Genomic DNA, 25,554 nt, shown 5'->3' with positions numbered 1-25,554 from the left:
TGATCGGTCGGTTGCCTGTTTGTGATCGTTGACGTGGCACCCTTGGTACACGGCACACTGTCCTCCACGCCAGGTGTGACCTCGGTCCCCCGCGGGCACACAGGGAAGGCAGGGCCCGAGATGGGTGTTGCACGATAGGTGAGCAACCGAAGAGAGTGTTCATCGGTGACGACCAGAGGAGGAAGGCGATGACCCCGACCCTCACGCCGCCGCCCGAGACGGTGAGCCCCCCGGCCGCCGATGAACGGTGCGACCGCTGCAATGCTGCCGGCAAGCTCCGGATCACCCTCTCGGGTGGGAGTGAGCTGGTGTTCTGTGGGCACCACGCGAACAAGTACGCGGAGGATCTCGTGAAGATCACCGTGCGTTTCGTGGCGGACCCGGAGTTCAGCTGGCGTGGCGCCGATCTGATGGCGAACTGAGGTCCGACAAGAAGTCCACAACCCCGACATGACCGGCCGGAGGCACCCGCAAGGGCAGCCTCCGGCCGGTTTTTCGTGCGGGTACCGATGTCCGGAAGGGGCCCCCTCATTACCGGAGGCCCCTTCCTCACAGGGTCTGCACGGTGGCGATGCGCTCCTCGAGCTGCTCGATCGTCGCCTGCGCGCTGGGCGGGCCGCCGCAGATCCGGCGCAGCTCCGCGTGGATCTTGCCGTGCGGCTGGCCGGTGTGGTGGTGCCGGGCGGCCACCAGAGTGTTCAGCTGCCGCCGTAGCGCCACCCGGCGCTGGGCGGCGCTCATCGGTGGGGGCGCCGCCGCCGGGGCCGCAGCGGCCGGCTCAGCGGTCCGCTGGGCGGCCCGGCGCTTCTGCGCGGCGAGCTGCTCGGCCTGCCGCTTGGTGAGCAGCAGCGAGACCTGGTCGGCGGTGAGCAGACCGGGCAGGCCGAGGTATTCCTCCTCCTCGGGCGTGCCGGCCTGGGCGGCGGTGCCGAACGATGCCCCGTCGAAGATCACCTGGTCCAGCTCGGCGGTGGCGGAGAGCGCGGCGAAGCGCTTCTCCAGCTCCCCGCTGGCGGCGTCGTCGCGCTGGGCGCGCTCCAGCAGGTCGTCGTCGAAGCCCTCGCGGTCCTTCGGCTTGCCGAGCACGTGGTCCCGCTCGGCCTCCATCTCGCTGGCCAGCCCGAGCAGGTGCGGCACGCTGGGCAGGAACACCGACGCGGTCTCGCCGGGACGGCGGGCCCGGACGAACCGGCCGATCGCCTGCGCGAAGTACAGCGGGGTGCTGGCGCTGGTCGCGTACACGCCGACGGCCAGCCGGGGGATGTCGACGCCCTCGGACACCATCCGCACCGCGACCAGCCACCGTTGCTGCGAGGCGGCGAACGTCGCGATCCGCGCGGACGCGCCCTGGTCGTCGGAGAGCACCACGGCGGCCTTCTCGCCGGTCACCTGCTCCAGCAACTTCGCGTACGAGCGCGCCACCTGCTGGTCGCTGGCGATGACCAGGCCACCCGCATCAGGCATGCCGTTGGCGCGCAGCACGCTCAGCCGGGCGTCGGCGGCGCGCAGCACCTGCGGCATCCAGTCGCCGGCCGGGTCCAGCGCGGTACGCCACGCCTGCGCGATCAGGTCCTGCGTCATCGGCTCGCCGAGGCGGGCGGCCAGCTCCTCGCCGGCGTTGGTGCGCCAGCGGGTCTCCCCCGAGTACGCCAGGAACAGCACCGGCCGGACCACGCCCTCGCGCAGCGCGTCGGAGTAGCCGTAGACCGAGTCGGCGCGGGAGCGCAGCAGCCCGTCGCCGCCGCGCTCGTAGCCGACGAACGGGATCGGGTTGTCGTCGGAGCGGAACGGCGTGCCGGTGAGCATCAGCCGGCGTACCGCGGGCTCGAACGCCGCCTTGACGCCGTCGCCCCAGGTACGCGAGTCACCGGCGTGGTGGATCTCGTCGAGGATGACAAGCGTGCGGCGGGTCATGGTGCGCCGCCGGTGCACCTGCGGCGCCATGCCCACCTGGGCGTAGGTGACCACCGCGCCGTGGAAGTCGGCGGCGGAGTGCAGGTCGGCGTTGCGGAACGCGGCGTCGAGCTGGATGCCGACCCGTGCGGCGGCCTGCGCCCACTGGGTCTTCAGGTGCTCGGTCGGCGCGACCACCGTGACCGCCTCGACGGTGCCGTCGGCGAGCAGTTCGGCGGCGATGCGCAGCGCGAACGTGGTCTTGCCGGCGCCGGGGGTGGCGACCGCTGTGAAGTCCTCGGTCCGGCGGCGCAGGTACTCCACGAGCGCCTTGCGTTGCCAGGCGCGCAGGGGCGGGAACGTGTCGAGCGCCGGCATCCGCGGTGGCACGCGTAGCTCCTCTCCGCCGCGGACGGCGGCGGGCCCGACCGGGGCCACGGGAGCCGCCGCCCATGAAAACGCCCTCGCGCATCCGGTGCCGCGAAGGCCGGTTCAGCATAACCAGCCGGGGCCGTGCGCCCCACTCGACGCCACGCCTGTCACATCCGCCCACCCCGGCGCACGAGGGCTCAGGACAGGGGCCCCGGGGTGCCGGTGCGCGGCGGCTGCAGCGTCGCCACGGGCGCGGACCAGCGGCGCCGCAGCGCGATCAGGCGCAGCCCGAACACGAGCAGGGCGGCGGCGGTGAGCGGCACGGCGGTGGCCTGTCCGGACGCCGACAGCAGCGCCACCGCGACCGAGCCGGCGAGCGCGGCCAGGGCGTAGATCTCCCGGCGCAGCACCACCGGGATCTCGCCGGTGAGCAGGTCCCGGCCCAGTCCGCCGCCGATGGCGGTGAGCATGCCGATCATGCAGGCGCCGACCGCCGGAACGGCGGCGTCGAGGGCCTTGAGCGTGCCGATGACGGTGAACAGGCCGAGCCCGGCCGCGTCCAGCACGAGCACCGTCGTACGCAGCCGGGCGAGCTGGGGGTGCAGCCAGAACACGGCGGCGGCGGTGACGGAGGCGGTGGCCGTGTACCGCCAGTCGGCGAACGCCAGCGGCGGAACCTCGTCGATCACCAGGTCCCGGGCGATGCCCCCGCCGAGCGCGGCGACCACACCGACGAAGACGACCCCGAACAGGTCGAGCCGTTTCGCCACCGCCGCGGAGGCGCCGGAGGCGGCGAAGACCGCCACGCCGGTGAGGTCGGCGAGCAGAAGGGCGGTGGAGGTGGTCACCGCCGCAGGTTACGTGCGCGGGCGGCGGAGCCGCCCGCGATCACTCGCGGTACGAGTCGTAGATCTCCTTGCACTTCGGGCAGACCGGGGAGCCCGGCTTGGCCGCCTTCGTGACCGGGAACGTCTCGCCGCAGAGCGCGACCACGTAGGTGCCCATGACGGCACTCTCGGCGATCTTCTCCTTGCGGACGTAGTGGAACATCTCCGGACCAGTGTCCGCGTCCTTCAGCTCGGGACGCTCGAGAATCTCTGTGTTCACGACTACACCTCCGGCGTTCCAGTTTTGCAGGTCGGTCTGCCCCGGTCCACCTGGGCCCCGGCCGGAAGCGGCCCGTACGGTAGCCGACGTGACCAACTTTCACATCAGTCTCGGTAGTGAGGTGGCCGACGCCCTGCGGGACGGCCGCCCGGTCGTGGCGTTGGAGAGCACGATCGTCTCGCACGGGCTGCCCCGGCCGGACAACCTGCGCGTGGCGCGCGAGATCGAGCAGGCGGTACGGGACGCGGGGGCGGTGCCGGCCACCATCGGCATGGTCGCCGGCGAGCTGCGGGTCGGGCTGGACGACGCCCAGCTCACCCGGCTCGCCACTGTCGACGGCGTGAGCAAGCTCTCGGTCCGCGACCTGGCCCCGGCGGCGGCGGCGGGCGCGGACGGGGCCACCACCGTGGCGGCCACCAGCGCCGTCGCGGCTGCGGCGGGGATCGGCGTGTTCGCCACCGGTGGGCTCGGCGGTGTGCACCGGGAGGCGGCGCAGACGTTCGACGAGTCGGCCGACCTGGTCACGCTGGCCCGTACGCCGATCGCCGTGGTCTGCGCCGGGGTCAAGTCGATCCTGGACGTGGGCGCGACGCTGGAGCGGCTGGAGACGCTCGGGGTGGGCGTGGTCGGCTACCGCACCCGCCGCTTCCCCGGCTTCTACCTGACCGACGCGGGCTTCGACCTGGACTGGTCGGTCGAGTCGCCCGAGCAGGTGGCGGACGTGCTGGCCGCCCGCGCGGCGCACGGTGTGCACCACGGCGGTCTGGTCGTGGCCAACCCGCTGCCCGCCGACGAGCAGCTCGACCCGGCGCTGCACGACCGCACGCTCGCGGCGGGACTGGCCGCGCTGGCCCGTGAGGGGATCACCGGCAAGGCGGTCACCCCGTTCCTGCTGTCGCACTTCCACTCCGCCACCGAGGGCGCCAGCCTGGCCGTGAACGTGCGGATCATCCTGCGCAACGCCGACCTCGCGGCCCGGATCGCGGTCGCCGCGGCGACCCGTCCCACCCCATGAGCACCACGCCGCGCGTCGTCGTCGTCGGCGACGTCATCACCGACGTGCTCGCGGTGCTGTCCGGGCCGCTGGCGACCGGTTCGGACACCGCGGCCGGGATCCGGTTCAGCGGCGGCGGGCAGGCGGCGAACACCGCGGCCTGGCTCGCCGGGCAGGGCGCGGCGGTGACCCTGGTCGCCGCCGTCGGCGACGACGAGACCGGCCGGGAGCGGGTGGCCGAGCTGGCCCGGATCGGTGTCGACTGCGCGGTGGAGCGGCACGAGGGCTACCCGACCGGCACCGTCATCGTGCTCACCCACGACGGGGAGCGCACGATGGTCAGCCAGCGGGGCGCGAACCTGCGGCTGACCGCCGGGCACGTGGACGCGGCGCTGGCCGCCGCGCCCGACGCCGGGCATCTGCACCTGTCCGCGTACACCCTGTTGGACGTCGCGTCGCGCGGCGCCGGCCTGCGCGCGCTGGCCACGGCCCGCGCGCGTGGGCTGACCGTCAGCGTCGACGCGGCGTCCGCGGCGCCGCTGCGGCGCGTCGGCGGAGCGTTCCTGACCTGGGTACGCGACGTCGACCTGCTGCTCGTCAACACGGACGAGGCGACGGTGCTGGCCGGCGGGCTCGACCCGGCGGCGCAGGCGCGGGCGCTGACAGCTGTGGCGCGCCGGGTGGTGGTCAAGCAGGGAGCGGCGGGCGCGGTGTGGGTGGAGCGCGGCGGCGTGGTGGAGTTCGCCCCGGCACCGGGGGTTGACGTGGTGGACGTGACCGGCGCCGGGGACGCGTTCGCGGCCGGGCTGCTCACCGCGTGGCTGGACGGCGCTGATCCGCGCGCCACGCTGGCCCGCGCGGGCGACCTGGGCGCGCTCGCCGTGACGACAGTGGGCGCCCGTCCGGCTCCCTGACGCGAGCGGCCGGCCCGGGTGGTGCGCCGCCCGGGCCGGTCAGGGCTCGGCGTCGATGATCTTGTGGGGGTTCTCCTCGGCGGTGAGGACCGTGGGCGCGGGCTCCTCGCGGTGCCGGTTGCGGAACCGGTTCGCCAGCCGGTGCTCCTCCTTGGGCGGCCGGTCGTTGGCGAGCAGCACGGCGAGCCAGGGCACGAGCACCATGCCGAGCGCGCACAGCGGCAGCCAGAGCCAGAGCAGCGGGGCCTTGACGCCGACCAGGATCGCGCCCGCCACCAGGCACGCGACCCGGATGGCCATCATCAGCACGTATCGCTTCTGCCGGCTGTTGAGCTGGTCGTCCTGGCTGCGCGGGGCGTCGGTGATCAGGATCGGCTGGTACGCCTGACGCTTCACCACGGACCTCCTACGAGGGGATAGGGACCATCCTGTCACTCCGGACGGATGATCGGCGAGAATCGTGACGGTCGGGTGCGTGTTACGCGCGTGGTACGCTCCGCCCGTGGCCAACCGGTTCAGCTTCACCGACGAGGCGCTGGCGAACCTGCGGGTCTACGACGTCACACCCGGGGAAGTCTGGGAGGCCCTGCACAGCAGGCGCCGGGTCATCCGGCACCTCGGCGACGACGTCATGGTGGTCTACGCGACCGACCACCGGGGCCGACGGCTCGCCGTGCTGCTGGCCGAGGCCGACGGCACCGACAACGACTGGGACATCCTCTCCGCCCGCGAGCTGAGCGACGTCGAGGCCAAGCGCTACGACGAGGCGGTACGGAGATCACGCCGACGAGGAGGCGGTCACGATGCACCGTGACGAGGCGACAAAGCGGTTCCACGCCGGAGGCGACGCGTTCGCCGACCTGATCGACGACACGTCACCCGCGCAGCTGCCCACCCCCGACACCGACGTACCGATGGTCAGCCGCTCCGTGCGGCTGCCGCTGGAGACGTACGAGCGGGTCCGCGCCGCCGCCGACGCGCGCGGCATCGGGGTGACCACGCTGATGCGGCAGTGGATCGAGGCCGGCCTGGCCGACCTGGACGACTCGGCCACCGTCTCGCTTGCCGACGTGCGGCGCGCGCTGGCGTCGCTGTCCCGCCCGACCGCCGCCTGACGGCTCACCCCACCGGCCCGGCGGTCAGCCCTTCGCGGCCTTCGCCTCCGCCTTCATCCGCTGCTTGAACTCGCGTACGCGGCGCAGCGACTCCGGGTCGGTCACGTCGGCCACCGACCGGTTGGCGTCCGCGTCGCCGTAGTCGCCGGCGGCCTCGCGCCAGCCGTCCGGGGTGATCCCGAACCGCTTGCCGAGCAGCGCCACGAAGATCTGCGCCTTCTGCCGGCCGAACCCGGGCAGCTCACCCACCCGGCGCAGCAGTTCCCGGCCGTCGGTCACGTCGGACCAGAGCCGGGCCGGGTCGCCGTCGTAGCGCTCCACGAGCACCCGGCACACCTCCTGCACGCGGGCCGCCATCGCCTTCGGGAAACGGTGCAGCGCGGGCGGCCGGGCGAAGACCTCCACCAGCGCCTCCGGGTCGTACCCGGCCAGTTCCGCGGCGTCCGGCTCGTGGCCGAGCCGCTGCGCCAGCACGTACGGGGAGGAGAACGCCTTCTCCATCGGCACCTGCTGGTCCAGCACCATGCCGAGGAGCAGTGCCAGCGGGCTGCGCGCCAGCAGCTCGTTGGCCTGCGGGTCGATGGGCAGGGAGAGCGTCATGCCCCCATCCTGCCGCCCGGCCCGGCGGCCGGGGCGCCGACTCCCCGACGACGTGACACGGCCCGGTGGACCCCTGGGAGGTCCACCGGGCCGCGGCCCACGGTGTGGTCAGGTCACCTTGTCGTCAGTTGACGACGAAGAGCAGCCGGTTCGGCGAGCCCGAGCCCGGGCTGGTCACCTTGCCGGTGGTGGCGTTGCTGGTCAGGTAGCTGGCCACCTGAGCCGGGGTGTAGGAGGTGTTCGCGGACAGCACGAGCGCCGCCGCGCCGGCCACGTGCGGGGAGGCCATCGAGGTGCCGCTGATCGAGTTGGTGGCGGTGTCGCTGGTGCGCCACGCCGAGGTGATCGACGAGCCCGGCGCGAAGATGTCCACGCAGGAGCCGTAGTTCGAGTAGGAGGCACGGGCGTCGGTGCTGGTGGTGGCGCCCACCGTGATCGCCGAGGCGACCCGGGCCGGCGACGAGTTGCACGCGTTGGCGCTGGAGTTGCCGGCCGCGAGCGCGTACGTGACGCCGGAGTTGATCGAGTTGGCCACCGCGTTGTCCAGCGTGCTGCTGGCGCCGCCGCCGAGGCTCATGTTGGCCACGGCCGGCTTCACCGCGTTCGAGGTGACCCAGTTGACGCCGCTGATCACGCCGGTGGTGCTGCCGCTGCCGCTGCAGTTGAGCACCTTGACGGCCACCAGACGCACACCCTTGGCCACGCCGTACTTGGTGCCGCCGACAGTGCCGGCGACGTGCGTGCCGTGGCCGTTGCAGTCGGTGTTGTTGGTGTCCACCGTGTTGGTGCCCCAGGTGGCCCGGCCGCCGAAGTCGCTGTGCGTGGTGCGGATGCCGGTGTCGATGATGTAGGCGCGCACGTTGCTGGCGGTGTTCGGGTAGGTGTAGGTGCTGTTCAGCGGCAGGTTCCGCTGGTCGATCCGGTCCAGGCCCCAGGTGGCCCCGGTCTGGGTGCCCTGGGTGGTCATGACGCGGTCCTGCTCGACGTACGCGACGGCCGGGTCGGCGGCCAGCCGGCGAGCCTGGGCGGGGGTCATCTTGGCGCTGTAGCCGGTGAGAGCGGAGCTCCACACCGTGCCGACGTTGCCGCCGTAGCGCTTGGCCAGCCCGGCGGCCCGGTCCGGCACCGCGGTGCGGGCGGCGAGGGTGTTCGCGGTGCCGACCGCGTCGCCCTTGAGCACGACCACGTAGCTGCCGCTGATGGCGTCGGCGGCACCGGCGTACCGGATCTCCCCGGTGGGCGCGGCGAGAGCGGGCGTGGAGGCGGCGGCGGCGAAGGCCGCGGCGGCGGCCGTGACGGCGAGCGCACGCAGCGCGCGCCGCCGGGGAAGGGACACGTCGGGCATCGTCTGGCTCCCTACCGGGGCGGCCCGGTTTGTGTCCGGATCACCCCATCGACGGATGTTGGCAGGAATGCTAACCAGAGATCGACACACATGAAAGAGATAGCTGCCAATAGATGCGGTTCACGTTATGGATCGGCGGGTGCGCGCCGCGCCGGACCGCGTCCGAGGCAGGATGAACACGTGGACCGTCACGACATGCTGCTCTCCCCCGCCGGGGTCGACGCGCTGCGCACCGCGCTGACGCTTGCCCGCTTCACCGCCAACGGCATCGCCGACCGCCTGGGCCCGCAGGGCACCGGCGCGGTGGCCCGCAACGACTACCGGGCCGCGCTGCGCGCCACCGAGGACCGGGACCGGCTGGCCACGCTGATCCGGGTCTTCATCTGCGACCAGACCGAACCGGAGGCGGCGGTGGCCGCCGCGCTGGCCCCGCTCGCCGTGGACGAGGCGCTGGCCGGGGGCATCGTCGAGCGGCACGGCGACGGCCTGCGCGCCGGGGTGGACCTGGAGCCGTACGGGGACGACTGGTGGGTGCTCGCCGACGTGCCCGCCAGTGCCCGGCCCGGACAGCCGCTGCACGCCGAGCACGTGCTGGGCATCGGCGGCGCCACCCAGACGCTGATCTCGGCCACCGTGCGTCCGACCGTGGACACCGCGCTCGACCTCGGCACCGGCTCCGGCGTCCAGGCGCTGCACCTGGGCACCCACGCGCGCCGGGTCACCGCCACCGACGTCTCCGAGCGGGCGCTGCGGTTCGCCGCGACCACCGCCGCGCTCAACGGGCAGGACTGGGAGCTGCTGCGCGGCGACATGGTCGCCCCGGTGGCCGGGCGCCGCTTCGACCTGGTGGTCAGCAACCCGCCGTTCGTGGTCGGCCCGGGCACCACCACGCACGTCTACCGGGACTCCGGGCGGGTCGGCGACGCGATCGGCGCGGAGCTGGCCGCCGCCGCGCCAGACCTGCTCACCGAGGGCGGCACCATGCAGTACCTGGCGAACTGGGTGCACGTCACCGGCGAGGACTGGGCCGAGCGGGTCACCGGCTGGTTCGCCGGCACCGGCCTGGACGCCTGGGTGATCCAGCGCGAGGTGGCCGACCCGATGGCGTACGTGAACCTCTGGCTCACCGACGTCGGCGAGAGCGCCGACCCGCAGCGGATGGCGGCGTGGCTGGACTGGTTCGACGCGCACAAGGTGGAGGCGATCGGCTTCGGCATCGTCTCGCTGCGCCGCTCCGGCCACGAACAGCCGATCGTCCGGGTGGAGGACCTGCGCCAGCGGGTCGAGCCGCCGCTCGGCGACCGGATCGGTGAGTGGTTCACCAGGCAGGACTGGCTGCGCGCCCGGGGCGCCGAGGGTCTGCTGGCCGCCCGGTACCGCGCCGCCGAAGGGCTCCAGCTGCGGCAGGAGGCCACCATGGGCGACGAGGGCTGGGCGGTGGACCGGCAGGTCCTGGCCATGCCGCGCGGACTGCGCTGGTCGGAGGAGATCGACCCGCTGGTGCTCGCCCTGGTCGGCGGCGCCGACGGCCGGTTGCCGCTGCGCGACCAGCTCGCCCTGCTGGCCGCCGCGCACGACGTGACGCCGGACGAGCTGGCCGAGGCGGCCGGGCCGATCGTGGCGCACCTGGTCGAGCGCGGCATCGTCGAGCCGGTGACCGACTGATGCGCGCTGTGGTGCAGACCGTCGGCCGGGCCCGGGTGACCGTCGACGACGAGGTGACCGGTGAGATCACCGACGGGCTGCTGGTGCTGCTCGGCGTCACCCACACCGACACCCCGCAGGTGGCCGCCACGATGGCCCGCAAGCTGCACGAGCTGCGCATCCTCGACGACGAGCGCAGCGCCGCCGACGTCGGGGCACCGCTGCTCGTGGTGAGCCAGTTCACGCTCTACGGCGACGCCCGCAAGGGCCGGCGGCCGAGCTGGACCGCCGCCGCGCCCGCCCAGGTGGCCGAACCCCTGGTGGACGCGGTGGTCGAGCAGTTGCGCGCCCGGGGCGCGAAGGTGGAGACCGGCCGTTTCCGCGCCCACATGCTGGTGGAGAGCGTCAACGTCGGTCCCCGGACCCTCGTGCTCGACCTCTAGGAGAACAGCCCGCGGCGGGACAGCGACTGCCGCAACCAGCCGTCGAGCTGGGCGGCCCAGTCGGTGCGGTCCGCCGTGGCGTGGTCCACGGTGAACCGGCCGAACGCGTCACGTCCCTCGGTGAACAGCCCGCCGCGCTTGTCCAGCTCCAGCACCACGTGGACCTGGCGCGGATCGGTCACGAAGGTGACCTCCAGCTGGTTCATCGCGCCCGCGTACTGCGACGCCGGGTAGAACTCGATCTCCTGGTAGAACGGCAGCTGCTGGTGCAGCCCGTAGATGTGTCCACGCTCGACGTCGGCGCGCGCGAAGCGGAAGCCCAGCCGCAGCAGCGCCTCCAGCAGCCGCTCGTGGGCCGGCAGCGGGTGCACCGCCACGGCGTCCATGTCGCCCTTGTCCACCGCCCGCGCCACCTCCAGCTCGGTACGCAGACCCATGGTCATGCCGTGCAGGTGCTGGCCGTACAGGTCGGTCAGCGGCGTCTCCCAGGGCACCTGGTAGCGGAACGGCACATCGTGGCGCTGCCCCGGCTCCAGCCGGAACGCGCCGGTCATCTGGGCCCGGCCGAACTCCTGGTTGACGTCGTACTCCGAATCGGAGCTCTCCACCTCGACCCGCGTGACCAGACCGAGCGCGAGGTAGCTCACGTCCACCGGGTGCTCGCCCCCGACCACCTGGATCCGGCCCTCCAGAACGCCGCCCGGGCGGCAGTTCGGGTTGGCGAGCACCGTCTCCACCGACGGCCCGCCCACACCCATCGCCTGCATGAGCCGCTTGAAGACCACCGCGTTCTCCGATCATCAGTGCCGTGCCGGCCCCGACGGCCGGTCGCTGGCACGGTAACCGCGCCGGGCAAGCGGCCGCGGGATTCCACACCGGAATCCTGTCGGTTCCCCGATCGCCTCACTCCCGTCTCACGCCCCGACCGCCAAGCTGTTTGTCATCGGCCACCACGGCGTAGGCGGCACGGGGCCGGTACGGCACGTCGGACACGGGGAGAACAGAGATGACCCAGCAGATGATCGAGCACCAGGACATGGACGTCACCCTCACGGACCTCGACGCCACCGACGAGCGCGGCGTCTCCACCGACCTGGTCCGGGCGTACCTGAACGGCATCGGCCGCACCAAGCTGCTCACCGCGGCGCAGGAGGTCGAGCTGAGCAAGCGGATCGAGGCCGGCCTCTTCGCCGAGGAGAAGCTGTCCACCTGCACCCCCGTCTCCGCCGAGCTGCGCGCGGACCTGGCGCTGATCGCGGCCGAGGGCCGCGCCGCCAAGGACCACCTGCTGGAGGCGAACCTGCGGCTGGTGGTGAGCATCGCCAAGCGTTACACCGGCCGTGGCATGGCCTTCCTCGACCTCATCCAGGAGGGCAACCTCGGCCTCATCCGCGCCGTCGAGAAGTTCGACTACACCAAGGGCTACAAGTTCTCCACCTACGCCACCTGGTGGATCCGCCAGGCCATCACCCGCGCCATGGCCGACCAGGCCCGCACCATCCGCATCCCCGTGCACATGGTCGAGCAGGTCAACCGGATGGTCCGGGTACGCCGCGAGCTGTCGGTGTCGCTGGGTCGCGAGCCCACCGTCAGCGAGGTGGCCAAGGCGCTGGAGATCCCCGAGTTCCAGGTGATCGAGCTGATCTCCTACGACCGGGAGCCGGTCAGCCTGGACCAGGCCGTCGGCGAGGACGGCGAGAGCGCGCTCGGCGACTTCGTCGCCGCCGTGGACCCGCGTACCGAGCCCGGCGACGCCGCCACCAACGGCGAGCTGCGCAACGAGGTCCGCATCGTGCTGGCCACGCTGTCCCAGCGGGAGCAGGCGGTGATCCGGCTGCGCTTCGGCCTGGACGACGGCCGGCAGCGCACGCTGGACGAGGTCGGCCGCGAGTTCGGCCTGTCCCGGGAGCGGATCCGGCAGATCGAGAAGGTCACGCTGCTGAAGCTGCGCGACCCGGAGCGGGCGAACCGGCTGGAGGCGTACGCCTGCTGACCCACCCTGCCCCGAAAGGCCCCGGCGGTTCGCCGGGGCCTTTCGCGCTTGATGTGGCCGCCTCGGGCGACCACCCTGGGGCCATGAACTGGACGCTGGAAGTGGTGGTCGTACCGGTCTCCGACGTGGACCGGGCCAAGGAGTTCTACGCGCGGCGGCTCGGCTTCGCCGTCGACCACGACACCGACCTGGGCGGCGCGGGGCGGATCGTCCAGCTCACACCGCCGGGCTCCGGCTGCTCGATCGTCCTCGGCCGGGGCGTCGTACCGGAGATGCCACCCGGCTCGCTCAAGGGCCTGCAACTCGTCGTGCCGGACCTGGAGCGGGCCCGCGCCGAACTGGTCGAGCGGGGCGTCGAGGTGAGCGAGATCCAGGTGCTCGGCCAGAACCCGCGCCCGGTGCCGCACCCGCTGGACAACGTCGGCTTCGTCTTCCTCCGCGACCCGGACGGCAACGAGTGGGCGGTGCAGCAGATCTCCGCGCGCGGCTGAGGTCTACAGCCTTCGAGGGCCGGTGTCCGGGCGGGCGGCCTCCGCGCCGGTGCGGACCGTGGCGTGCAGCACCGAGATGCCGTCCGGCCGGGCCAGCACCGGGTTGAGCGTGAGCGACCGCACCCGGGGCTGCTCGTCGGCGAGCCGGCCGATCCGCACCAGCAGGTCGACCAGGGCCGCCCGGTCCACCGGCGCGGCGCCCCGGTGCCCGCGCAGCAGCGGCGCCGCGCGGGGCTCGTCGACCAGCTCGGCGGCGTCCCGGTCGGTCAGCGGCACCGCACGCCAGGCCCGGTCGCCCAGCAGCTCGGTCGCCACGCCGCCCAGCCCGAACCCGACCACCGGCCCGAACGCCGGGTCCTCCACCAGCTCCACCACGCACGCCACGCCCGGCGCGACCATCGGCTGGACCAGCACCTCCGCGCCGAACACCGGCGCCATCTCGGCGTACGCGCGGCGCAGCGCGGCGGCGTCGGCCAGGTCGAGGCGTACCGCGCCGAGGTCGAGGCGGTGCCGCAGCCCGGGGGCGGCGGCCTTGAGCGCCACCGGCCAGCCGAGCCGATCGGCCGCGGCCAGCACCTCGTCGACGGTTCCGGCCGGCACCGACTCCACCACGTCGATCCCGTACGCGCGCAGCAACGCCGCCGAGTCGGCGCCGCCCGGGCGCAGCGCGGCGTGCCCGGCCGCCCGGTCCACGTCGGCCAGTTCCGGCAGCACACCGGGCGGCCGGCGCAGCCAGTCCGCGTACGCGGTGACCCGGCCCAGCGCGCGTACCGCCTCCTCCACGCTCGGGTACGCCGGCACCCCGGCCGGCACCAGCCCGGCCAGGAACGTCGCCACCACCGGCTTGCCGGTGACCCGCGCGTCGGGCAGCGCCGCCGCGAAGTCGGCCCCCGGATCGGCGAGCTGGCCGGGCAGCGGCGGCGCGAACACCGCCACCACGGCGTCCACCCGCTCGTCTGCACCCGCGTCGCGGAGCGCGGCGGCGTACGCGGCGGCCCCGGCGCTCGGCCCGACGTCCTGCGGGTAGCCGTCGGCCACGGTCAGCCCCTGGGCGGCGCAGGCGGTCGCGGCCAGCCCGGTCAGCGCCGACGAGTTGCCCACCACCGCCACCCGGCGTCCGGCCGGTAGCGGCTGGTGAGCCAGCAGCACGCCCACGTCGAGCAGTTCGGAGACGGTGTCCACCCGGATCACCCCGGACTGGGCGAACAGCGCGCTCACCGCCGCCGCGTCCAGCGCGGGCGCCTCCCCCACGCCCGGCGGCCGGGCCAGCGAGGCGAGCGCCACCACCGGCTTGCTGCGGCCGATGCGCCGGGCCAGCCGGGCGAACTTGCGCGGGTTGCCGAACGTCTCCAGGTAGAGCGTGATGACGTCGGTGGACGGGTCGTCCTGCCAGTACTGGAGCAGGTCGTTGCCGGACACGTCGGCCCGGTTGCCGGCCGACACGAAGCTGGACAGGCCGAGCCCACGGCGGGACGCCTCGGCGAGCAGCGCCACCCCGAACGCGCCGGACTGGCTGAACACGCCGACCCGGCCCGCCGCGGGCAGCACCGGGGCGAGCGTGGCGTTGAGGCGTACCGCCGGGTCGGTGTTGGCGACGCCGAGACAGTTCGGGCCGACCACCCGCATGCCGGCCAGGTGCGCGGCGCGGACCAGTGCGCGCTGCGCCGCCGCACCGGCCGGGCCGGACTCGGCGAACCCGGCCGAGATCACCACGAGGCCGTGCGCGCCCGCGCGGGCCGCGTCGCGCACCACGTCGGTCACCGCGTCCGGCGGGACCGCCACCACGGCGAGGTCGACGTCCTGACCGGCGTCGGCCGCCGACGGGTACGCGGGCAGCCCCGCCACTGTCGACGCGCTCGGGTGCACCGGCACGATCGCGCCGGTGAACCCCCCGTCGCGCAGGTGCCCGAGCAGCGCCGCGCCGACGCCCTGGCCGGTGGTGCTGGCGCCGTAGACGGCGATGCCGCGCGGCGCGAGCAACCGGGCGATCGAGCGCGCCTCGGTGCGGTGCTCCCGGCCGCGCTGCACCTCCAGGGTCGCCTCGGTCGGCGCGACCGGGAAGCTCAGGTGCACCACGCCGTCGGCGTACTGGCGCTGGACCTGGTAGCCGAAATCGGCGAAGACGCGCAGCATGGTGCCGTTCGCGGGCAGCACCTCCGCGACGAAGTGCACGATGCCGTGCCGGCCGGCCGCGTCGGCCAGGTGCTCCAGCAGCACCGAGCCGATGCCCCGGCCCTGGTAGGCGTCCTCGACCACGAACGCCACCTCGGCCTCCGGCGAGGCGGGGCCGAGGCGCTCGTACCGGCCGACGGCGACGATCCGCTCGCCGGCGAGCACCACGAACGCCTCCCGGTCGCGGTGGTCGACGTTGACGAAGCGCTTCAGGTCGCGTTCCGGAATGCGCGGGTACGGCGAGAAGTACCGCAGGTAGCGGGTGCGCTCCGAGAAACGGCCGTGCATGGCCACGATCTCGGGCGCGTCCTCGGGACGGATCTGTCGCAGCTGGACGGTCGTGCCGTCGCTGAGCAGCACGTCCAGCGGTTGTTCGACGGTGGTCACCGGTCGGTCCTCCCCTGCCGCCGGCTCAGTCGCGCGGATCGTGCGGGTCGAGCCCGAGCAGCGGGAAGACGGCCTTGCGGGTGGCCGCGACGGCCCGGTCCACCGCGTTCGGCTCGCCGCTGGGCTGCCACGGCAGGTACGACGGGTCGACGTCGTCGGTCATCCGCAGCGGGACCTCGTGCCCGGGTCGCCGCCGCGCGGCCAGGTCCCGCCAGCCCGGCGGGGTGAGCGTGGCCGGGTCGATCGGCTCACCGGTGGCGATCGCGAGCAGGTGCGTCCAGGCCCGGGGCACCACCTCGACGAGCGCGTACCCGCCGCCGCCGGTGGCGATCCAGCGCCCCTCGCACAGTTCGTCGGCGAGCGCCCGCAGCGTGCGGTAGGTGGCCCGCTGCCCGTCCACCGACAGGCGCAGGTCGGCCAGCGGGTCGCTGCGGTGCCCGTCGGCGCCGCACTGGGTGACCAGCACCTGCGGCCGGAACGCGCGCAGCACCGACGGCACGACCGCGTGGAACGCGCGCTGCCAACCGGCGTCGCCGACCCCGGGCGGCAGCGGCACGTTCACGGCGGTGCCCTCCGCGCCCGGCCCGCCGGTCTCGTCCGGGAAGCCGGTGCCGGGGAACAGCGCGAGCGGCGTCTCGTGCAGGCTGATGGTGAGCACCCGGGGGTCGCGGTAGAAGATCTCCTGCACGCCGTCGCCGTGGTGCACGTCCACGTCCACGTACGCGATCCGCTGCGCGCCGAGGTCGAGCAGGCGGGCGATGGCCACCGCCGGGTCGTTGTAGACGCAGAAGCCGGCGGCGCGGGCGGGCATCGCGTGGTGCAGCCCGCCGGCCACGTTCACCGCCCGGCGGGCCTCGCCGCGCCAGACCGCCTCGGCGGCGGCGACCGTGGCGCCGGCGATCAGCGCGCTCGCCTCGTGCATGCCGTCGAAGACCGGATTGTCCGACGTGCCCAGACCGAACCCGGCGAACAGCGGGTCGCGCGGCGCGGCCCGCACCGCGTCCAGATAGGCCGGATCGTGTACGCGGGTGAGCAGCGCGTCGTCGGCCGGCTCGGGCTTGACCAGCCGCACGCCGGGCCGGTCCAGCACACCCAGCTCGCGGGCGAGCGCCATGGTCAGCTCGACCCGCACCGGGTCGAGCGGATGGTCGCCCATGTCGTAGGTGAGGAGAGCCTCGTCCCACACCACCACCGTGTCGTCGGCCATGCGGCCATCGTCGCACGTGGGCCCCGGTGCGCCCACCCGACGTACGCTCACCGGCCGGACGGGCCGCCGGTCGCGACCGGACGGTCCGGGTCGGCCACCCACTCGCTCCACGAGCCGACGTACAACGCGGCGTCCGGACGGCCGGCCAGGTGCAACGCGAACACCGCCTGCGCGGCGGTCACCCCGGAGCCGCAGTACGCGCCGACCGGCTCGTCCGGGGCCACCCCGGCGGCGGCGAACCGATCCCGCAGCGCCTCGACGGCGGGGAACCGGCCCTGCGTGACGTACTCCGGTGCGGGCACGTTGACCGCGCCCGGCACGTGCCCGGCCACCGGGTCGACCGGCTCCTGCTCGCCCCGGTAGCGCGGGGCGGCCCGCACGTCGAGCAGCACACCGGGCCCGGCGGCGAGCCGGGCGGCAGCCGCGGCGTCGAGCACCGGCAACGCCCCGGGCGCCACCGTCACGTCGCCGGGCACCGGGGCGGGCAGGCCGGTGTCGACCGGCAGACCGGCGGCCGACCAGGCCGGGAAGCCGCCGTGCAGCACCCGCACCTGCCGGTGCCCGGCCCAGCGCAGCGTCCACCAGGCACGGGCGGCGGACATGCCGTCGCCGCCGTCGTACACCACCACGGGATGACCCGCGCGGACGCCCGCGGCCCGCAGCGCGGCCTGCAACGCCGCCGGGTCCGGCAGCGGATGCCGCCCGGCGGCACCCGGCCGTCCGCACAGCTCGGTGTCCAGGTCGACGAAGACCGCGCCGGGCAGATGATCGACGGCGTAGTCCTCGCGGCCGGGCGGCCCGGTCAGCCGCCAGCGGACGTCGAGCAGGGTCGGCGGGTCGGCGTGGTCGAGCTCGGCGGCGAGCCGGTCGGGCTCGACCAGCAGATCTGCGGTCGCGGGCATGCGGCCCAGTCAACACCATCCGGGCCGCCACCTCCGGCTTCGCCTGCGTCGATGGCCGGTGGGAGCGGGTACCATCGGAGGCCGGGAGGCCGTAGACGTGAAGCACGACCTTGTTGACACCACCGAGATGTACCTGCGCACCATCCTCGAACTCGAGGAGGAGGGGGTGCCGCCGCTTCGCGCCCGCATCGCCGAGCGGCTGAAGCAGAGTGGCCCGACCGTCAGCCAGACCGTCGCCCGCATGGAGCGCGACGGCCTGCTCACCGTCGAGGGCGACCGGCACCTGACCCTCACGCCGCAGGGCCGCAGCTCCGCCGTGTCGGTGATGCGCAAGCACCGGCTGGCCGAGCTGCTGCTGGTAAACGTCATCGGGATGCCCTACGAGGAGGCCCACGAGGAGGCCTGCCGGTGGGAGCACGTGATGAGCGACGCGGTCGAGAAGCGGGTCTTCGACCTGCTCAACCGCCCGACCCGCTCGCCGTACGGCAACCCGATTCCGGGTCTGGAGGAGCTGGGTGACCCCGGCCACGCGCCGGCCGAGGCCAGCGAGAGCGAGCGCAACCTGGCCTTCCCCGGCCTGTCCGGCCAGGTCGTGGTGCGGCGGATCTGTGAGAGCGTGCAGACCGACTCGGACGTGCTCCGGCAGTTGCACGCGGCCGGTGTCGACCCGGGCGCGACGGTGACCGTGGCGCAGGAACGCGACGGCGTCTCCATCGACCGCTCCGGCGACCGGGTGCGCCTGCCCCGCGAGGTGGCGTCCCGGGTGTTCGTCGCGGCCCGCTGAGGCGACCCTCCTAGAGCTGCCTGGTGTCGATCACCTGCGCCAGCGTGACCAGCTTGCCTGCCGTCTTGTCCGCCTCGCCCTTCGCGGTGCCGGCCGGGGCGGTCCAGCGCAGGGTGGCGAGCCGGCCCTCGGTGTCCAGCCAGCCGACCTCGGCGACCGGGCCGGACTTCGCGGTCTTGGGCAGCGTGCGCCGGTAGGCGGCCTTGCCCAGCTTGCTGATCTTCGCCGCGCCCCTGGGCTGCACGTCGAGGGCGAACGTGGCCGCGTCGATCGACGTGTCGGTCACCGACAGCGTCAGCTCCGGGAGCACCGCCCCGGCCGCGCGGACCACACAGGTGTACGTGTCGCCCCGCTCGGTGGCCGCCGCCACGTCGAACGTGCCGCCGGTGTGCTCGGCGATCACCGCGAAGTCGAGCAGCCGGCACGCCCCGCCCGAGGACGCCGCCACGACCGCGACCGGCGGGGGCGGATCCGGCGGCCCGGCCACGGTCGGCGCCTCCTCGGCGCAGCCGGCGGCGAGCAGGACGGCCGGAACGGCCAGCCAGGTTCGGGCACGCACGGGAGACCTCCGCGGTCGGCGGCGGGTCCGACCCGCCGGAGTTCCGTCGGACACCGTACGGCGTGCCCAGGCGGGGACGGAAGCCCCTAATCGGCCACGTACGGACAGTGCCGGCACCCTCGCCCGCAGCACGTGCCGCGCCGGGCCAGGAACCCGGCGCTGAGCACGAACAGCCCGGTCTCCGGGTCCAGGTAGCCGGCCTCCCCGGCCGTTAGGGCGGCGGCGTGCACGGCCAGGATCCGCTCCCGCCCGGGGTGACCCGGCGACAACCGCGACGGGTGCGGTTCGGTCAGGGGCCGGTCCGCCAGCTCGTCACGCACCGCTGGAGTCTACGGATCGGGTGTGACAGGGGTCGGTGGCCCGGGTCAGTCGCATCGAGGCTCAGCCGGCCGGACGCTGGGCGAGCAGGAATGCCTGGGACTGACGCTCGCCCTCGACCGGCTCTCGGACCGTCGTGGCGGTGACGGTGAGCCCGGCGGCGGTGAGCTGCGCGGCCAGCCGCTGCGGCGACAGCCAGTAGATGTCGTACCCGACCTGGTGGCCGTACGCCCGCTCCCGCCGGTCCCGCCGGTCGCCGGCCTTGACCGCGAGCAGCAGGTGACCACCGGGGGCGAGCACCCGGTGGAAGCCCGCGAACACCTCGGGCAGCAGCTCCGGCGGCAGGTGGATCACCGAGTACCAGGAGACCAGCCCGGCCAGCGACTCGTCCGGCGCGGTGAGCTCGGTGAGCGAGCCGACCTCGAAGCGCAGGTCCGGGTATGTCCGGCGGGCCACCGCCACCATCCCGGGCGAGAGATCGACGCCGTCGATGTCGAGGCCGAGCCGGTGCAGGTGGGCGGTGACCCGGCCGGTGCCGCAGCCCACCTCCAGCACCGGCCGTCCCGGCCCGACCAGCTCCGCGAACGCGGCCAGCAGCGCGCGGTCCAGCGGCGGCTCCACCACGTCGGGCAGCAGCCGCGCGTAGTCCTCGGCGACGGTGTCGTAGGCGGCGCGGGTCTCCACCAGCCAGCTCGGTTCGTTCACGATCACCGAACCTAGTCAACGCCTGTCCGCCCTCGCCCGGCCTTCGTCGACCATGAGGTTGGCGGCCGTCAGGGTCGGCGTGTCGCGCCGTCAACTTCATGATCGCCGGGGACGAGGGCGGGGTGGGTGGGTCAGCGGAACCAGGTGAGGGCCTGGCCGTGGCCTCTCGTCCAGGCGAGCGGGCGGCCGTCGAGGGCCAGCACGTTGTGGAGACCGTCTGCGGGCGGCTCGGGCAGCGCCGCGTGCGGCAGCACTGACTGGTCCTCGTTGGCTATCCAGTGGCCGGGCAGCGTCCGGACCAGCGCGGTGAAGGCGTCCCGGCGCGCCTTCGGCACCTGGTAGAGCACCGAGCTGTGGAACACCACGAGCGTCGCCCCGGCCGGAGCTTGCGCCGCCAGCGCCGGCAGGTCGTCGACCAGGTCACCGCGTACCAGCAGCGGCGGATCCGCGGCGGCGACCGCCGCCGCCGCGCGCAGCCGGTCCCGGCGGTGCCGGTGTTCCGGCCAGATCAGCGCGTCCAGCCAGGCCAGGGCGGCCGGGTCGGTGACGTCGAGCGGGTTCACGTCCAGCCCGGCGCGCCACACCACCTCCGGCAGCCGCTGCGGCGGCTCGGTACCGGTCAGGTCACAGTCGAGCACCGGCTCGCCGTCGCCGATCCGCCGGTCGCCGTAGCGGTAGGCGTACCGGTCCGGGTAGAGGCACAGCCCGGCGGACGCGCCGACCTCCAGCAACGCCAGCGGCTGCGGCAACGCGGCGAGCACCGGAAGCAGCAGCGCGCAACGGCCGGCCTCGTTCGTCTGCGTCGCCCGCACCCGCATCTGCGCCGCCACGTCCGGCCAGTGCGCCAGCACGTACGCGCGGAACGCCGCCGGGTCGTCCACCGGCCCGCCGCCCAGCCGCACCACACCGAACAGCAGGTTCGGCTGGCGCTTCGCCGGTGGCAGCGTGTCGAGCAGCGCGAGCAGCTTCCGGTCGCGCGCCACCGCCCGCGACAACCGCTCGTACGCCGGGGACACGCCGCGCGCCTCGCGCTCGGCGAACGCCAGATAGATGTCGGCCGTGCTCATCCCCCGAGCATTCCACTCGCGTACACGATGGGCTGTGACCGCGAGCACGGTACGACGGTCAGCGCGACAGCATCCGGCGAACCCGTCCGCCCACCGCCTGCTTGACCCGCTCACGCACGGGCTGCGCGCGGAGTGCCTTGAGGTCCTGCCGCAGCGTCCGGTTCTCGGCCCGCAGCCACTGCATGCGCGCCAGCAGTTCATCGGCGGTGTAGGCGGAGGCCGGCCGGACCGCCTGCGGGTAGACGGTTCGGCGGACCTGCTCGTCGAAGCGGGCGGCGCTGTCCCCGTCGGCGAACGAAAGGCCGAGGTCGTGCTTGGCGAGGAACCCGGTGATTCGCGCGAAGCGCTCCTTGTGGCCCTCATTCAGAGCCGTGTAGTCGGCTTCCTCGTAGAGTTGGGCGGCGTCGACGTCGGCCGGTACGTCGCGCATCAACCGGTGCGGGATGTCGAAGTAGCGGGCCAGTTCCAGGGTGCGCGAGTCGTGTGCGAGGAGATATCCGGGAGTGCCGGAGACCAGCGCCGTGATGGTGCCGTGGATCCGGGTGCCGAAGGCGAAGTCGAATCCGGACAGATATTCCATCCAGGGCCACGGGTCCACGAACATCCGCACCTTGTCCTCGACGAAGAGCGGGTGTGAGGTGTGGATCGGCATGTCGTCGGTCTTGCCGCTCAAATGTGGTGCGTCGCCATAGAGCAGGGTGCCGAGGGTGTACAGGCCCTGCGCCAGGTAGCGCAGGTTCGGGTAACGCTGGTGGTGGTGATGGACGATCGGGGCCAACGCGCGGACGTATGGCGAGATGACGAACGCGAGCCGATCCTCGGTGCCCAGGGTCGCCTTCGCCTTCTCGACCCGCAAGCTGTCGCCGTGCAGGAACATCGACGGGCAGCCGATCTGCTCGACGGCGGAGAAACCCAGCGTACGCAGGTAGCTTTCGCTGATCTCGCCGCGTACGCCGATGCTGTGCGATCGGTTCAGCACCGCCCGGCAGAACGCCTTCACCGGCTCGTCGATCGGGCGCAGGTACTCCCGGTCGCCGTCCACGTCGGTCTGCACCCCGACCCCGAGCACCACCACCGGGATCTTGAGCCGCTCGATCAGCCGGGTCATCGACATCAGCCGGTTCGCGTAGTCGTGGCGAAACGCGTTCGCCAGCGGGATCACAAAGACGTCGTACTTCTCGTTGATCTCGTCGGCATCGCGCGGATCCGCCCGGAACCGCGACGGGGTGATCTCCGCCGCCGAGGTGGACAGCAGCTTGTGCGCGGCGTGGCTGAAGACCAGGTTGCCGCTGTTCTTGCCGATCCAGTCCCGCTCGTAGGTCTCCTCGGCGGTGACGACGTCGAACGGGCCCTTGCGGGCGCGCAACAGGATCCGCTGGTGCATCCCGGGTGTCCACCCTTCGTCCCGAACGCCACGGCGCCCGGCGAGGCCGAAGCGGCGCGACCGGCCGAGCACGACCCCGTTCCGTGCAGAAGCCGATATCCTACGCCGTCTCCACGATTGATCTGCGGCCTGGTGTCGTGCTGATTCTGCACGTCAGTGCCGCAGCGACCGCCCGACCCCTACAGGATCGGGCGGTCGCTGTCCTTCAGGCGACTCAGCCCAGTTTCAGCTGCAGCCGCTGGTGGAGCCGCAGCCCTCGCAGACGTAGCAGCTACCGGCGGGCCGCATCTTCGTGCCGCAGGTGAAGCAGAGCGGCGCGTCCGCGGCCTTGCCGATCACGGCCTCCAGCAGTTCGGTGCTGGAACCCACGGCCGGGGCCGGCTTGACGGCCGCGACGTCGGCCATCTCCCGGGCCGGCTGCGCGATCGGGCCGGTCTTCGGCTCCGGCGCCTCGACCGGGGCGGAGGAGGCCATCGCGGTGAGGTCCGCACCGCTCGCCTCCGCCTCCGCCTCGGCCGCGAGCTGGGCGGCCCGCTCCTTGGCGGTGAAGATGCCCAGTTCGGCGCGGCGGTCGTACGGCAGGAAGTCCAGCGCCAGGCGACGGAAGATGTAGTCCATCACCGAGGCGGCCATGCGCACGTCCGGGTCGTCGGTCATGCCGGCCGGCTCGAAGCGCATGTTGGTGAACTTGCTGACGTACGTCTCCAGCGGGACGCCGTACTGGAGACCGATGGAGATGGCCACCGAGAAGGCGTCCATCACGCCGGCCAGGGTCGAGCCCTGCTTCGACATCTTGAGGAAGACCTCGCCGAGGCCGTCGTCCGGGTAGGACGAGGCGGTGAGGTAGCCCTCCGCGCCGCCGACCGAGAACGAGATGGTCTCCGACGGGCGCTTCTTCGGCAGCCGCTTGCGTACCGGGCGGTACTCGACGACCTTCTCCACGACCTTCTCCGGCGCGGCCTGCGCGACGGCGGTCGTGTCCGCCTTGGCCTCCGGCTTCTTCGCCACCGACAGCGGCTGGCCGACCTTGCAGTTGTCCCGGTAGATCGCCAGCGCCTTCAGGCCGAGCTTCCAGCCCTCGAAGTAGATCTTCTCGACGTCCTCGACGGTGGCCTGCTCCGGCATGTTCACCGTCTTGGAGATGGCGCCGGAGATGAACGGCTGGACCGCCGCCATCATCCGTACGTGGCCCATCGGCGCGATCGAGCGCTCGCCCATGGCGCAGTCGAAGACCGGGTAGTGCTCCGGCTTCAGGCCCGGGGCGTCGATCACGTGCCCGTGCTCGGCGATGTGCTCGACGATCGCCTCGACCTGCTCCTCGGGGTAGCCGAGGCTGCGCAGGGCGCGCGGCACGGTCTGGTTGACGATCTGCATCGAGCCGCCGCCGACCAGCTTCTTGAACTTCACCAGCGCCAGGTCCGGCTCGACTCCGGTGGTGTCGCAGTCCATCATCAGGCCGATGGTGCCGGTCGGGGCGAGGACGCTGGCCTGCGAGTTGCGCCAGCCGAACTTGTCGCCCAGCTTGTTGCCGAGCGTCCACTGCTTGGTCGCCTCGCGCTGCACGGCGGTGCCCACCGTGCCGATCGGCTTGATCGCGTCGTTGGCGGCGGCGTGCTTGCGCATGACCCGCTTGTGCGGCTCGGCGTTGCGGGCGTAGCCGTCGTACGGGCCGACGATGCCGGCCAGCTCCGCGGAGCGGCGGTAGGCGGTGCCGGTCATCAGCGAGGTGATCGCGGCGGACACCTCCCGGCCCTGCTCCGAGTCGTACGGCAGGCCGGAGGCCATCAGCAGCGCGCCCAGGTTGGCGTACCCGATGCCGAGCTGCCGGTAGGCGCGGGTGGTCTCACCGATCTTCTCGGTCGGAAAGTCGGCGAAGCAGATCGAGATGTCCATCGCGGTGATGACGAACTCGACCGACTTGACGAACTTCTCCACCTCGAAGCCGCCGTCGGCGCGGAGGAACTTCATCAGGTTCAGCGAGGCCAGGTTGCACGAGGAGTTGTCCAGGTGCAGGTACTCCGAGCACGGGTTCGACGCGGTGATCCGCCCGGTCTCCGGGCAGGTGTGCCAGTCGTTGATGATGTCGTCGTACTGCAGGCCCGGGTCGGCGCACTCCCACGCGGCCTGGGAGATGGTGTGGAACAGCTCCTTGGCGTCGATCGTCTCGATCGTCTGCCCGTCGAGCCGGCCGCGCAGGTCGAAGCTGCCGCCGTTCTCCACGGCGGTCATGAACTCGTCGGAGACGCGGACCGAGTTGTTGGCGTTCTGGTACTGCACGCTGACGATGTCGGCGCCGCCCAGGTCCATGTCGAACCCGGCGTCGCGCAGCGCGCGGATCTTGTCCTCCTCGCGCGCCTTGGTCGCCACGAACTCCTCGATGTCCGGGTGGTCGACGTCGAGGATGACCATCTTCGCCGCGCGCCGGGTGGCGCCGCCGGACTTGATGGTGCCGGCGGAGGCGTCCGCGCCGCGCATGAAGCTGACCGGGCCGGAGGCGGTGCCGCCGGAGGAGAGCAGCTCCTTCGAGGAACGGATCCGGGAGAGGTTGACCCCGGCGCCGGAGCCGCCCTGGAAGATCCGCCCCTCCTCCTTGTACCAGTCGAGGATCGAGTCCATCGAGTCGTCGACGGAGAGGATGAAGCAGGCGCTGACCTGCTGCGGCGACGGCGTGCCGACGTTGAACCACACCGGCGAGTTGAAGCTGAACACCTGGTGCAGCAGCATCCAGGTCAGCTCGTGCGCGAACACCTCGGCGTCGGCCGGGGTGGCGAAGTAGCCGTACTCCTCACCGGCGGTGCGGTAGGTCTCGACCACCCGGTCGATCAGCTGCCGCAGCGACCACTCCCGCTCCGGGGTCCCGACCGCGCCCCGGAAGTACTTGGTGGTCACGATGTTCGCCGCGTTCACCGACCAGGACTCGGGGAACTCCACCCCGCGCTGCTCGAAGTTGATCGAGCCGTCCCGCCAGTTCGTCATGACGACGTCGCGGCGCTCCCAGGCGACCTCGTCGTAGGGATGCACCCCCTCGGTCGTCCAGACACGCTCGATCTTCAGCCCCGCCCCGGCCTTGTTCCGCGACTTACTGGTCGTCACGCTCGCCCCCCTCGTCGGCACGGTCACCCACCGCGCCTCGTGTACCTGTCAGAAAAACCGAAATG

At 73.1% G+C, this 25,554-nt stretch carries 26 protein-coding genes; 10 read left to right on the top strand and 16 right to left on the bottom strand.

What is annotated here, in order from left to right:
• The first annotated feature begins 188 nt into the window (after window positions 1-188).
• Window positions 189-422: a hypothetical protein gene (locus tag ACFYO8_RS19175; protein WP_354865457.1), complete on the top strand. Its 234-nt coding sequence runs from the start codon at window positions 189-191 to the stop codon at window positions 420-422.
• A 127-nt stretch (window positions 423-549) separates the two neighbouring features.
• Here the strand turns inward: ACFYO8_RS19175 and ACFYO8_RS19170 are convergent, their stop codons facing one another.
• The 3 genes from ACFYO8_RS19170 to ACFYO8_RS19160 form a co-directional block, all read right to left on the bottom strand.
• Window positions 550-2,271, bottom strand: coding sequence for a DEAD/DEAH box helicase (locus ACFYO8_RS19170; protein WP_354865996.1), 1,722 nt, complete (start codon window positions 2,269-2,271; stop codon window positions 550-552).
• A gap of 191 nt (window positions 2,272-2,462) precedes the next feature.
• Entirely contained in the window at window positions 2,463-3,113 is a 651-nt protein-coding gene (locus tag ACFYO8_RS19165) for a TRIC cation channel family protein (protein WP_354865459.1), read from the bottom strand.
• A 40-nt stretch (window positions 3,114-3,153) separates the two neighbouring features.
• Window positions 3,154-3,372 carry a DUF3039 domain-containing protein gene (locus tag ACFYO8_RS19160; protein ID WP_354865461.1) on the bottom strand — a complete coding sequence of 73 codons (219 nt, stop codon included), beginning with the start codon at window positions 3,370-3,372 and terminating at the stop codon, window positions 3,154-3,156.
• Between the two features lie 88 nt (window positions 3,373-3,460).
• Here ACFYO8_RS19160 and ACFYO8_RS19155 point away from each other — a divergent pair, with 88 nt between their 5' ends.
• On the top strand, window positions 3,461-4,387 hold the full coding sequence (locus tag ACFYO8_RS19155) for a pseudouridine-5'-phosphate glycosidase (RefSeq protein WP_354865463.1): 927 nt from the start codon (window positions 3,461-3,463) through the stop codon (window positions 4,385-4,387).
• Window positions 4,384-5,280, top strand: coding sequence for a sugar kinase (locus tag ACFYO8_RS19150; protein ID WP_354865465.1), 897 nt, complete (start codon window positions 4,384-4,386; stop codon window positions 5,278-5,280). The genes ACFYO8_RS19155 and ACFYO8_RS19150 overlap by 4 nt, the downstream gene beginning before the upstream one ends.
• Window positions 5,281-5,319: 39 nt before the next feature.
• Here ACFYO8_RS19150 and ACFYO8_RS19145 read toward each other — a convergent pair whose 3' ends face one another.
• Window positions 5,320-5,676 (bottom strand): DUF3099 domain-containing protein, encoded by a 357-nt coding sequence (locus tag ACFYO8_RS19145; protein WP_354865467.1) that lies wholly within the window; start codon window positions 5,674-5,676, stop codon window positions 5,320-5,322.
• Window positions 5,677-5,782: 106 nt separating this feature from the next.
• Here ACFYO8_RS19145 and ACFYO8_RS19140 point away from each other — a divergent pair, with 106 nt between their 5' ends.
• Both ACFYO8_RS19140 and ACFYO8_RS19135 read left to right on the top strand, forming a co-directional pair.
• Window positions 5,783-6,094, top strand: a complete 312-nt coding sequence (locus ACFYO8_RS19140) for a hypothetical protein (protein ID WP_354865469.1) — start codon at window positions 5,783-5,785, stop codon at window positions 6,092-6,094.
• Window positions 6,084-6,395: a hypothetical protein gene (locus ACFYO8_RS19135; protein ID WP_013284778.1), complete on the top strand. Its 312-nt coding sequence runs from the start codon at window positions 6,084-6,086 to the stop codon at window positions 6,393-6,395. The genes ACFYO8_RS19140 and ACFYO8_RS19135 overlap by 11 nt, the downstream gene beginning before the upstream one ends.
• Window positions 6,396-6,419: 24 nt before the next feature.
• Here the strand turns inward: ACFYO8_RS19135 and ACFYO8_RS19130 are convergent, their stop codons facing one another.
• A complete protein-coding gene (locus ACFYO8_RS19130; RefSeq protein ID WP_354865471.1) occupies window positions 6,420-6,995 on the bottom strand; it encodes an HhH-GPD-type base excision DNA repair protein in 576 nt (191 codons plus the stop codon).
• A gap of 124 nt (window positions 6,996-7,119) precedes the next feature.
• Window positions 7,120-8,340: a S8 family peptidase gene (locus ACFYO8_RS19125; protein ID WP_354865473.1), complete on the bottom strand. Its 1,221-nt coding sequence runs from the start codon at window positions 8,338-8,340 to the stop codon at window positions 7,120-7,122.
• Window positions 8,341-8,520: 180 nt separating this feature from the next.
• Between ACFYO8_RS19125 and ACFYO8_RS19120 the strand changes: the two genes are divergently transcribed.
• Together ACFYO8_RS19120 and dtd are read left to right on the top strand one after the other, a co-directional pair.
• Window positions 8,521-10,005 (top strand): methyltransferase, encoded by a 1,485-nt coding sequence (locus tag ACFYO8_RS19120; protein ID WP_354865475.1) that lies wholly within the window; start codon window positions 8,521-8,523, stop codon window positions 10,003-10,005.
• Window positions 10,005-10,427, top strand: coding sequence for a D-aminoacyl-tRNA deacylase (gene dtd, locus ACFYO8_RS19115; RefSeq protein WP_354865477.1), 423 nt, complete (start codon window positions 10,005-10,007; stop codon window positions 10,425-10,427). The genes ACFYO8_RS19120 and dtd overlap by 1 nt, the downstream gene beginning before the upstream one ends.
• Here the strand turns inward: dtd and ACFYO8_RS19110 are convergent.
• Entirely contained in the window at window positions 10,424-11,212 is a 789-nt protein-coding gene (locus ACFYO8_RS19110) for a sporulation protein (protein WP_354865479.1), read from the bottom strand. The two genes, dtd and ACFYO8_RS19110, sit on opposite strands and share 4 nt — an antisense overlap.
• Window positions 11,213-11,433: 221 nt before the next feature.
• Here ACFYO8_RS19110 and sigB point away from each other — a divergent pair, with 221 nt between their 5' ends.
• Together sigB and ACFYO8_RS19100 are read left to right on the top strand one after the other, a co-directional pair.
• A complete protein-coding gene (gene sigB / locus ACFYO8_RS19105) occupies window positions 11,434-12,420 on the top strand; it encodes an RNA polymerase sigma factor SigB (protein ID WP_116504930.1) in 987 nt (328 codons plus the stop codon).
• A gap of 83 nt (window positions 12,421-12,503) precedes the next feature.
• Window positions 12,504-12,911: a VOC family protein gene (locus tag ACFYO8_RS19100; protein WP_357707756.1), complete on the top strand. Its 408-nt coding sequence runs from the start codon at window positions 12,504-12,506 to the stop codon at window positions 12,909-12,911.
• A gap of 3 nt (window positions 12,912-12,914) precedes the next feature.
• Here ACFYO8_RS19100 and ACFYO8_RS19095 read toward each other — a convergent pair whose 3' ends face one another.
• The 3 genes from ACFYO8_RS19095 to ACFYO8_RS19085 are packed head-to-tail and all read right to left on the bottom strand — an operon-like array spanning window position 12,915 to window position 17,579.
• Window positions 12,915-15,509 (bottom strand): GNAT family N-acetyltransferase, encoded by a 2,595-nt coding sequence (locus ACFYO8_RS19095; protein WP_387187522.1) that lies wholly within the window; start codon window positions 15,507-15,509, stop codon window positions 12,915-12,917.
• Window positions 15,496-16,677: an acetoin utilization protein AcuC gene (locus ACFYO8_RS19090; protein WP_357707752.1), complete on the bottom strand. Its 1,182-nt coding sequence runs from the start codon at window positions 16,675-16,677 to the stop codon at window positions 15,496-15,498. Before ACFYO8_RS19090 ends, ACFYO8_RS19095 begins: the two co-directional genes overlap by 14 nt.
• 47 nt (window positions 16,678-16,724) lie before the next feature.
• The gene (locus ACFYO8_RS19085) at window positions 16,725-17,579 is read right to left on the bottom strand and encodes a sulfurtransferase (protein ID WP_354865488.1); all 855 of its coding nucleotides are present in this window, start codon (window positions 17,577-17,579) and stop codon (window positions 16,725-16,727) included.
• A gap of 97 nt (window positions 17,580-17,676) precedes the next feature.
• Here ACFYO8_RS19085 and ACFYO8_RS19080 point away from each other — a divergent pair, with 97 nt between their 5' ends.
• Window positions 17,677-18,363, top strand: a complete 687-nt coding sequence (locus tag ACFYO8_RS19080) for a metal-dependent transcriptional regulator (protein ID WP_354865490.1) — start codon at window positions 17,677-17,679, stop codon at window positions 18,361-18,363.
• Between the two features lie 10 nt (window positions 18,364-18,373).
• Here ACFYO8_RS19080 and ACFYO8_RS19075 read toward each other — a convergent pair whose 3' ends face one another.
• From ACFYO8_RS19075 to ACFYO8_RS19050, 6 genes are all read right to left on the bottom strand, one after another.
• Entirely contained in the window at window positions 18,374-18,922 is a 549-nt protein-coding gene (locus ACFYO8_RS19075; RefSeq protein WP_354865492.1) for a hypothetical protein, read from the bottom strand.
• Between the two features lie 86 nt (window positions 18,923-19,008).
• On the bottom strand, window positions 19,009-19,242 hold the full coding sequence (locus ACFYO8_RS19070; RefSeq protein WP_354865494.1) for a DUF5522 domain-containing protein: 234 nt from the start codon (window positions 19,240-19,242) through the stop codon (window positions 19,009-19,011).
• A 61-nt stretch (window positions 19,243-19,303) separates the two neighbouring features.
• Window positions 19,304-19,945, bottom strand: coding sequence for a methyltransferase domain-containing protein (locus tag ACFYO8_RS19065; protein WP_354865496.1), 642 nt, complete (start codon window positions 19,943-19,945; stop codon window positions 19,304-19,306).
• A 131-nt stretch (window positions 19,946-20,076) separates the two neighbouring features.
• The gene (locus tag ACFYO8_RS19060) at window positions 20,077-21,012 is read right to left on the bottom strand and encodes a DUF2332 domain-containing protein (protein ID WP_354865498.1); all 936 of its coding nucleotides are present in this window, start codon (window positions 21,010-21,012) and stop codon (window positions 20,077-20,079) included.
• A 58-nt stretch (window positions 21,013-21,070) separates the two neighbouring features.
• On the bottom strand, window positions 21,071-22,396 hold the full coding sequence (locus ACFYO8_RS19055; RefSeq protein WP_354865500.1) for a polysaccharide pyruvyl transferase family protein: 1,326 nt from the start codon (window positions 22,394-22,396) through the stop codon (window positions 21,071-21,073).
• Between the two features lie 225 nt (window positions 22,397-22,621).
• Window positions 22,622-25,510 (bottom strand): vitamin B12-dependent ribonucleotide reductase, encoded by a 2,889-nt coding sequence (locus ACFYO8_RS19050; RefSeq protein WP_387257378.1) that lies wholly within the window; start codon window positions 25,508-25,510, stop codon window positions 22,622-22,624.
• Window positions 25,511-25,554: the final 44 nt, after the last annotated feature.

Source organism: Micromonospora sp. NPDC005257 (genome assembly GCF_042872445.1).
Lineage (GTDB): Bacteria > Actinomycetota > Actinomycetes > Mycobacteriales > Micromonosporaceae > Micromonospora.
The sequence above is the reverse complement of the archived record's forward strand: the minus strand, read 5'-3'. Positions and strand labels throughout refer to the sequence as shown.

What these genes read in the sequence shown, in the direction of transcription:
- ACFYO8_RS19130 (WP_354865471.1), bottom strand. Translation starts at nt 6,995, where the DNA reads ATGACGCTCTCCCTGCCCATCGACCCGCAGGCCAACGAGCTGCTGGCG.
- sigB (WP_116504930.1), top strand. Translation starts at nt 11,434, where the DNA reads ATGACCCAGCAGATGATCGAGCACCAGGACATGGACGTCACCCTCACG.
- ACFYO8_RS19100 (WP_357707756.1), top strand. Translation starts at nt 12,504, where the DNA reads ATGAACTGGACGCTGGAAGTGGTGGTCGTACCGGTCTCCGACGTGGAC.
- ACFYO8_RS19085 (WP_354865488.1), bottom strand. Translation starts at nt 17,579, where the DNA reads ATGCCCGCGACCGCAGATCTGCTGGTCGAGCCCGACCGGCTCGCCGCC.
- ACFYO8_RS19055 (WP_354865500.1), bottom strand. Translation starts at nt 22,396, where the DNA reads ATGCACCAGCGGATCCTGTTGCGCGCCCGCAAGGGCCCGTTCGACGTC.
- ACFYO8_RS19150 (WP_354865465.1), top strand. Translation starts at nt 4,384, where the DNA reads ATGAGCACCACGCCGCGCGTCGTCGTCGTCGGCGACGTCATCACCGAC.
- ACFYO8_RS19135 (WP_013284778.1), top strand. Translation starts at nt 6,084, where the DNA reads ATGCACCGTGACGAGGCGACAAAGCGGTTCCACGCCGGAGGCGACGCG.
- ACFYO8_RS19125 (WP_354865473.1), bottom strand. Translation starts at nt 8,340, where the DNA reads ATGCCCGACGTGTCCCTTCCCCGGCGGCGCGCGCTGCGTGCGCTCGCC.
- ACFYO8_RS19170 (WP_354865996.1), bottom strand. Translation starts at nt 2,271, where the DNA reads ATGCCGGCGCTCGACACGTTCCCGCCCCTGCGCGCCTGGCAACGCAAG.
- ACFYO8_RS19175 (WP_354865457.1), top strand. Translation starts at nt 189, where the DNA reads ATGACCCCGACCCTCACGCCGCCGCCCGAGACGGTGAGCCCCCCGGCC.
- ACFYO8_RS19060 (WP_354865498.1), bottom strand. Translation starts at nt 21,012, where the DNA reads ATGAGCACGGCCGACATCTATCTGGCGTTCGCCGAGCGCGAGGCGCGC.
- ACFYO8_RS19090 (WP_357707752.1), bottom strand. Translation starts at nt 16,677, where the DNA reads ATGGCCGACGACACGGTGGTGGTGTGGGACGAGGCTCTCCTCACCTAC.
- dtd (WP_354865477.1), top strand. Translation starts at nt 10,005, where the DNA reads ATGCGCGCTGTGGTGCAGACCGTCGGCCGGGCCCGGGTGACCGTCGAC.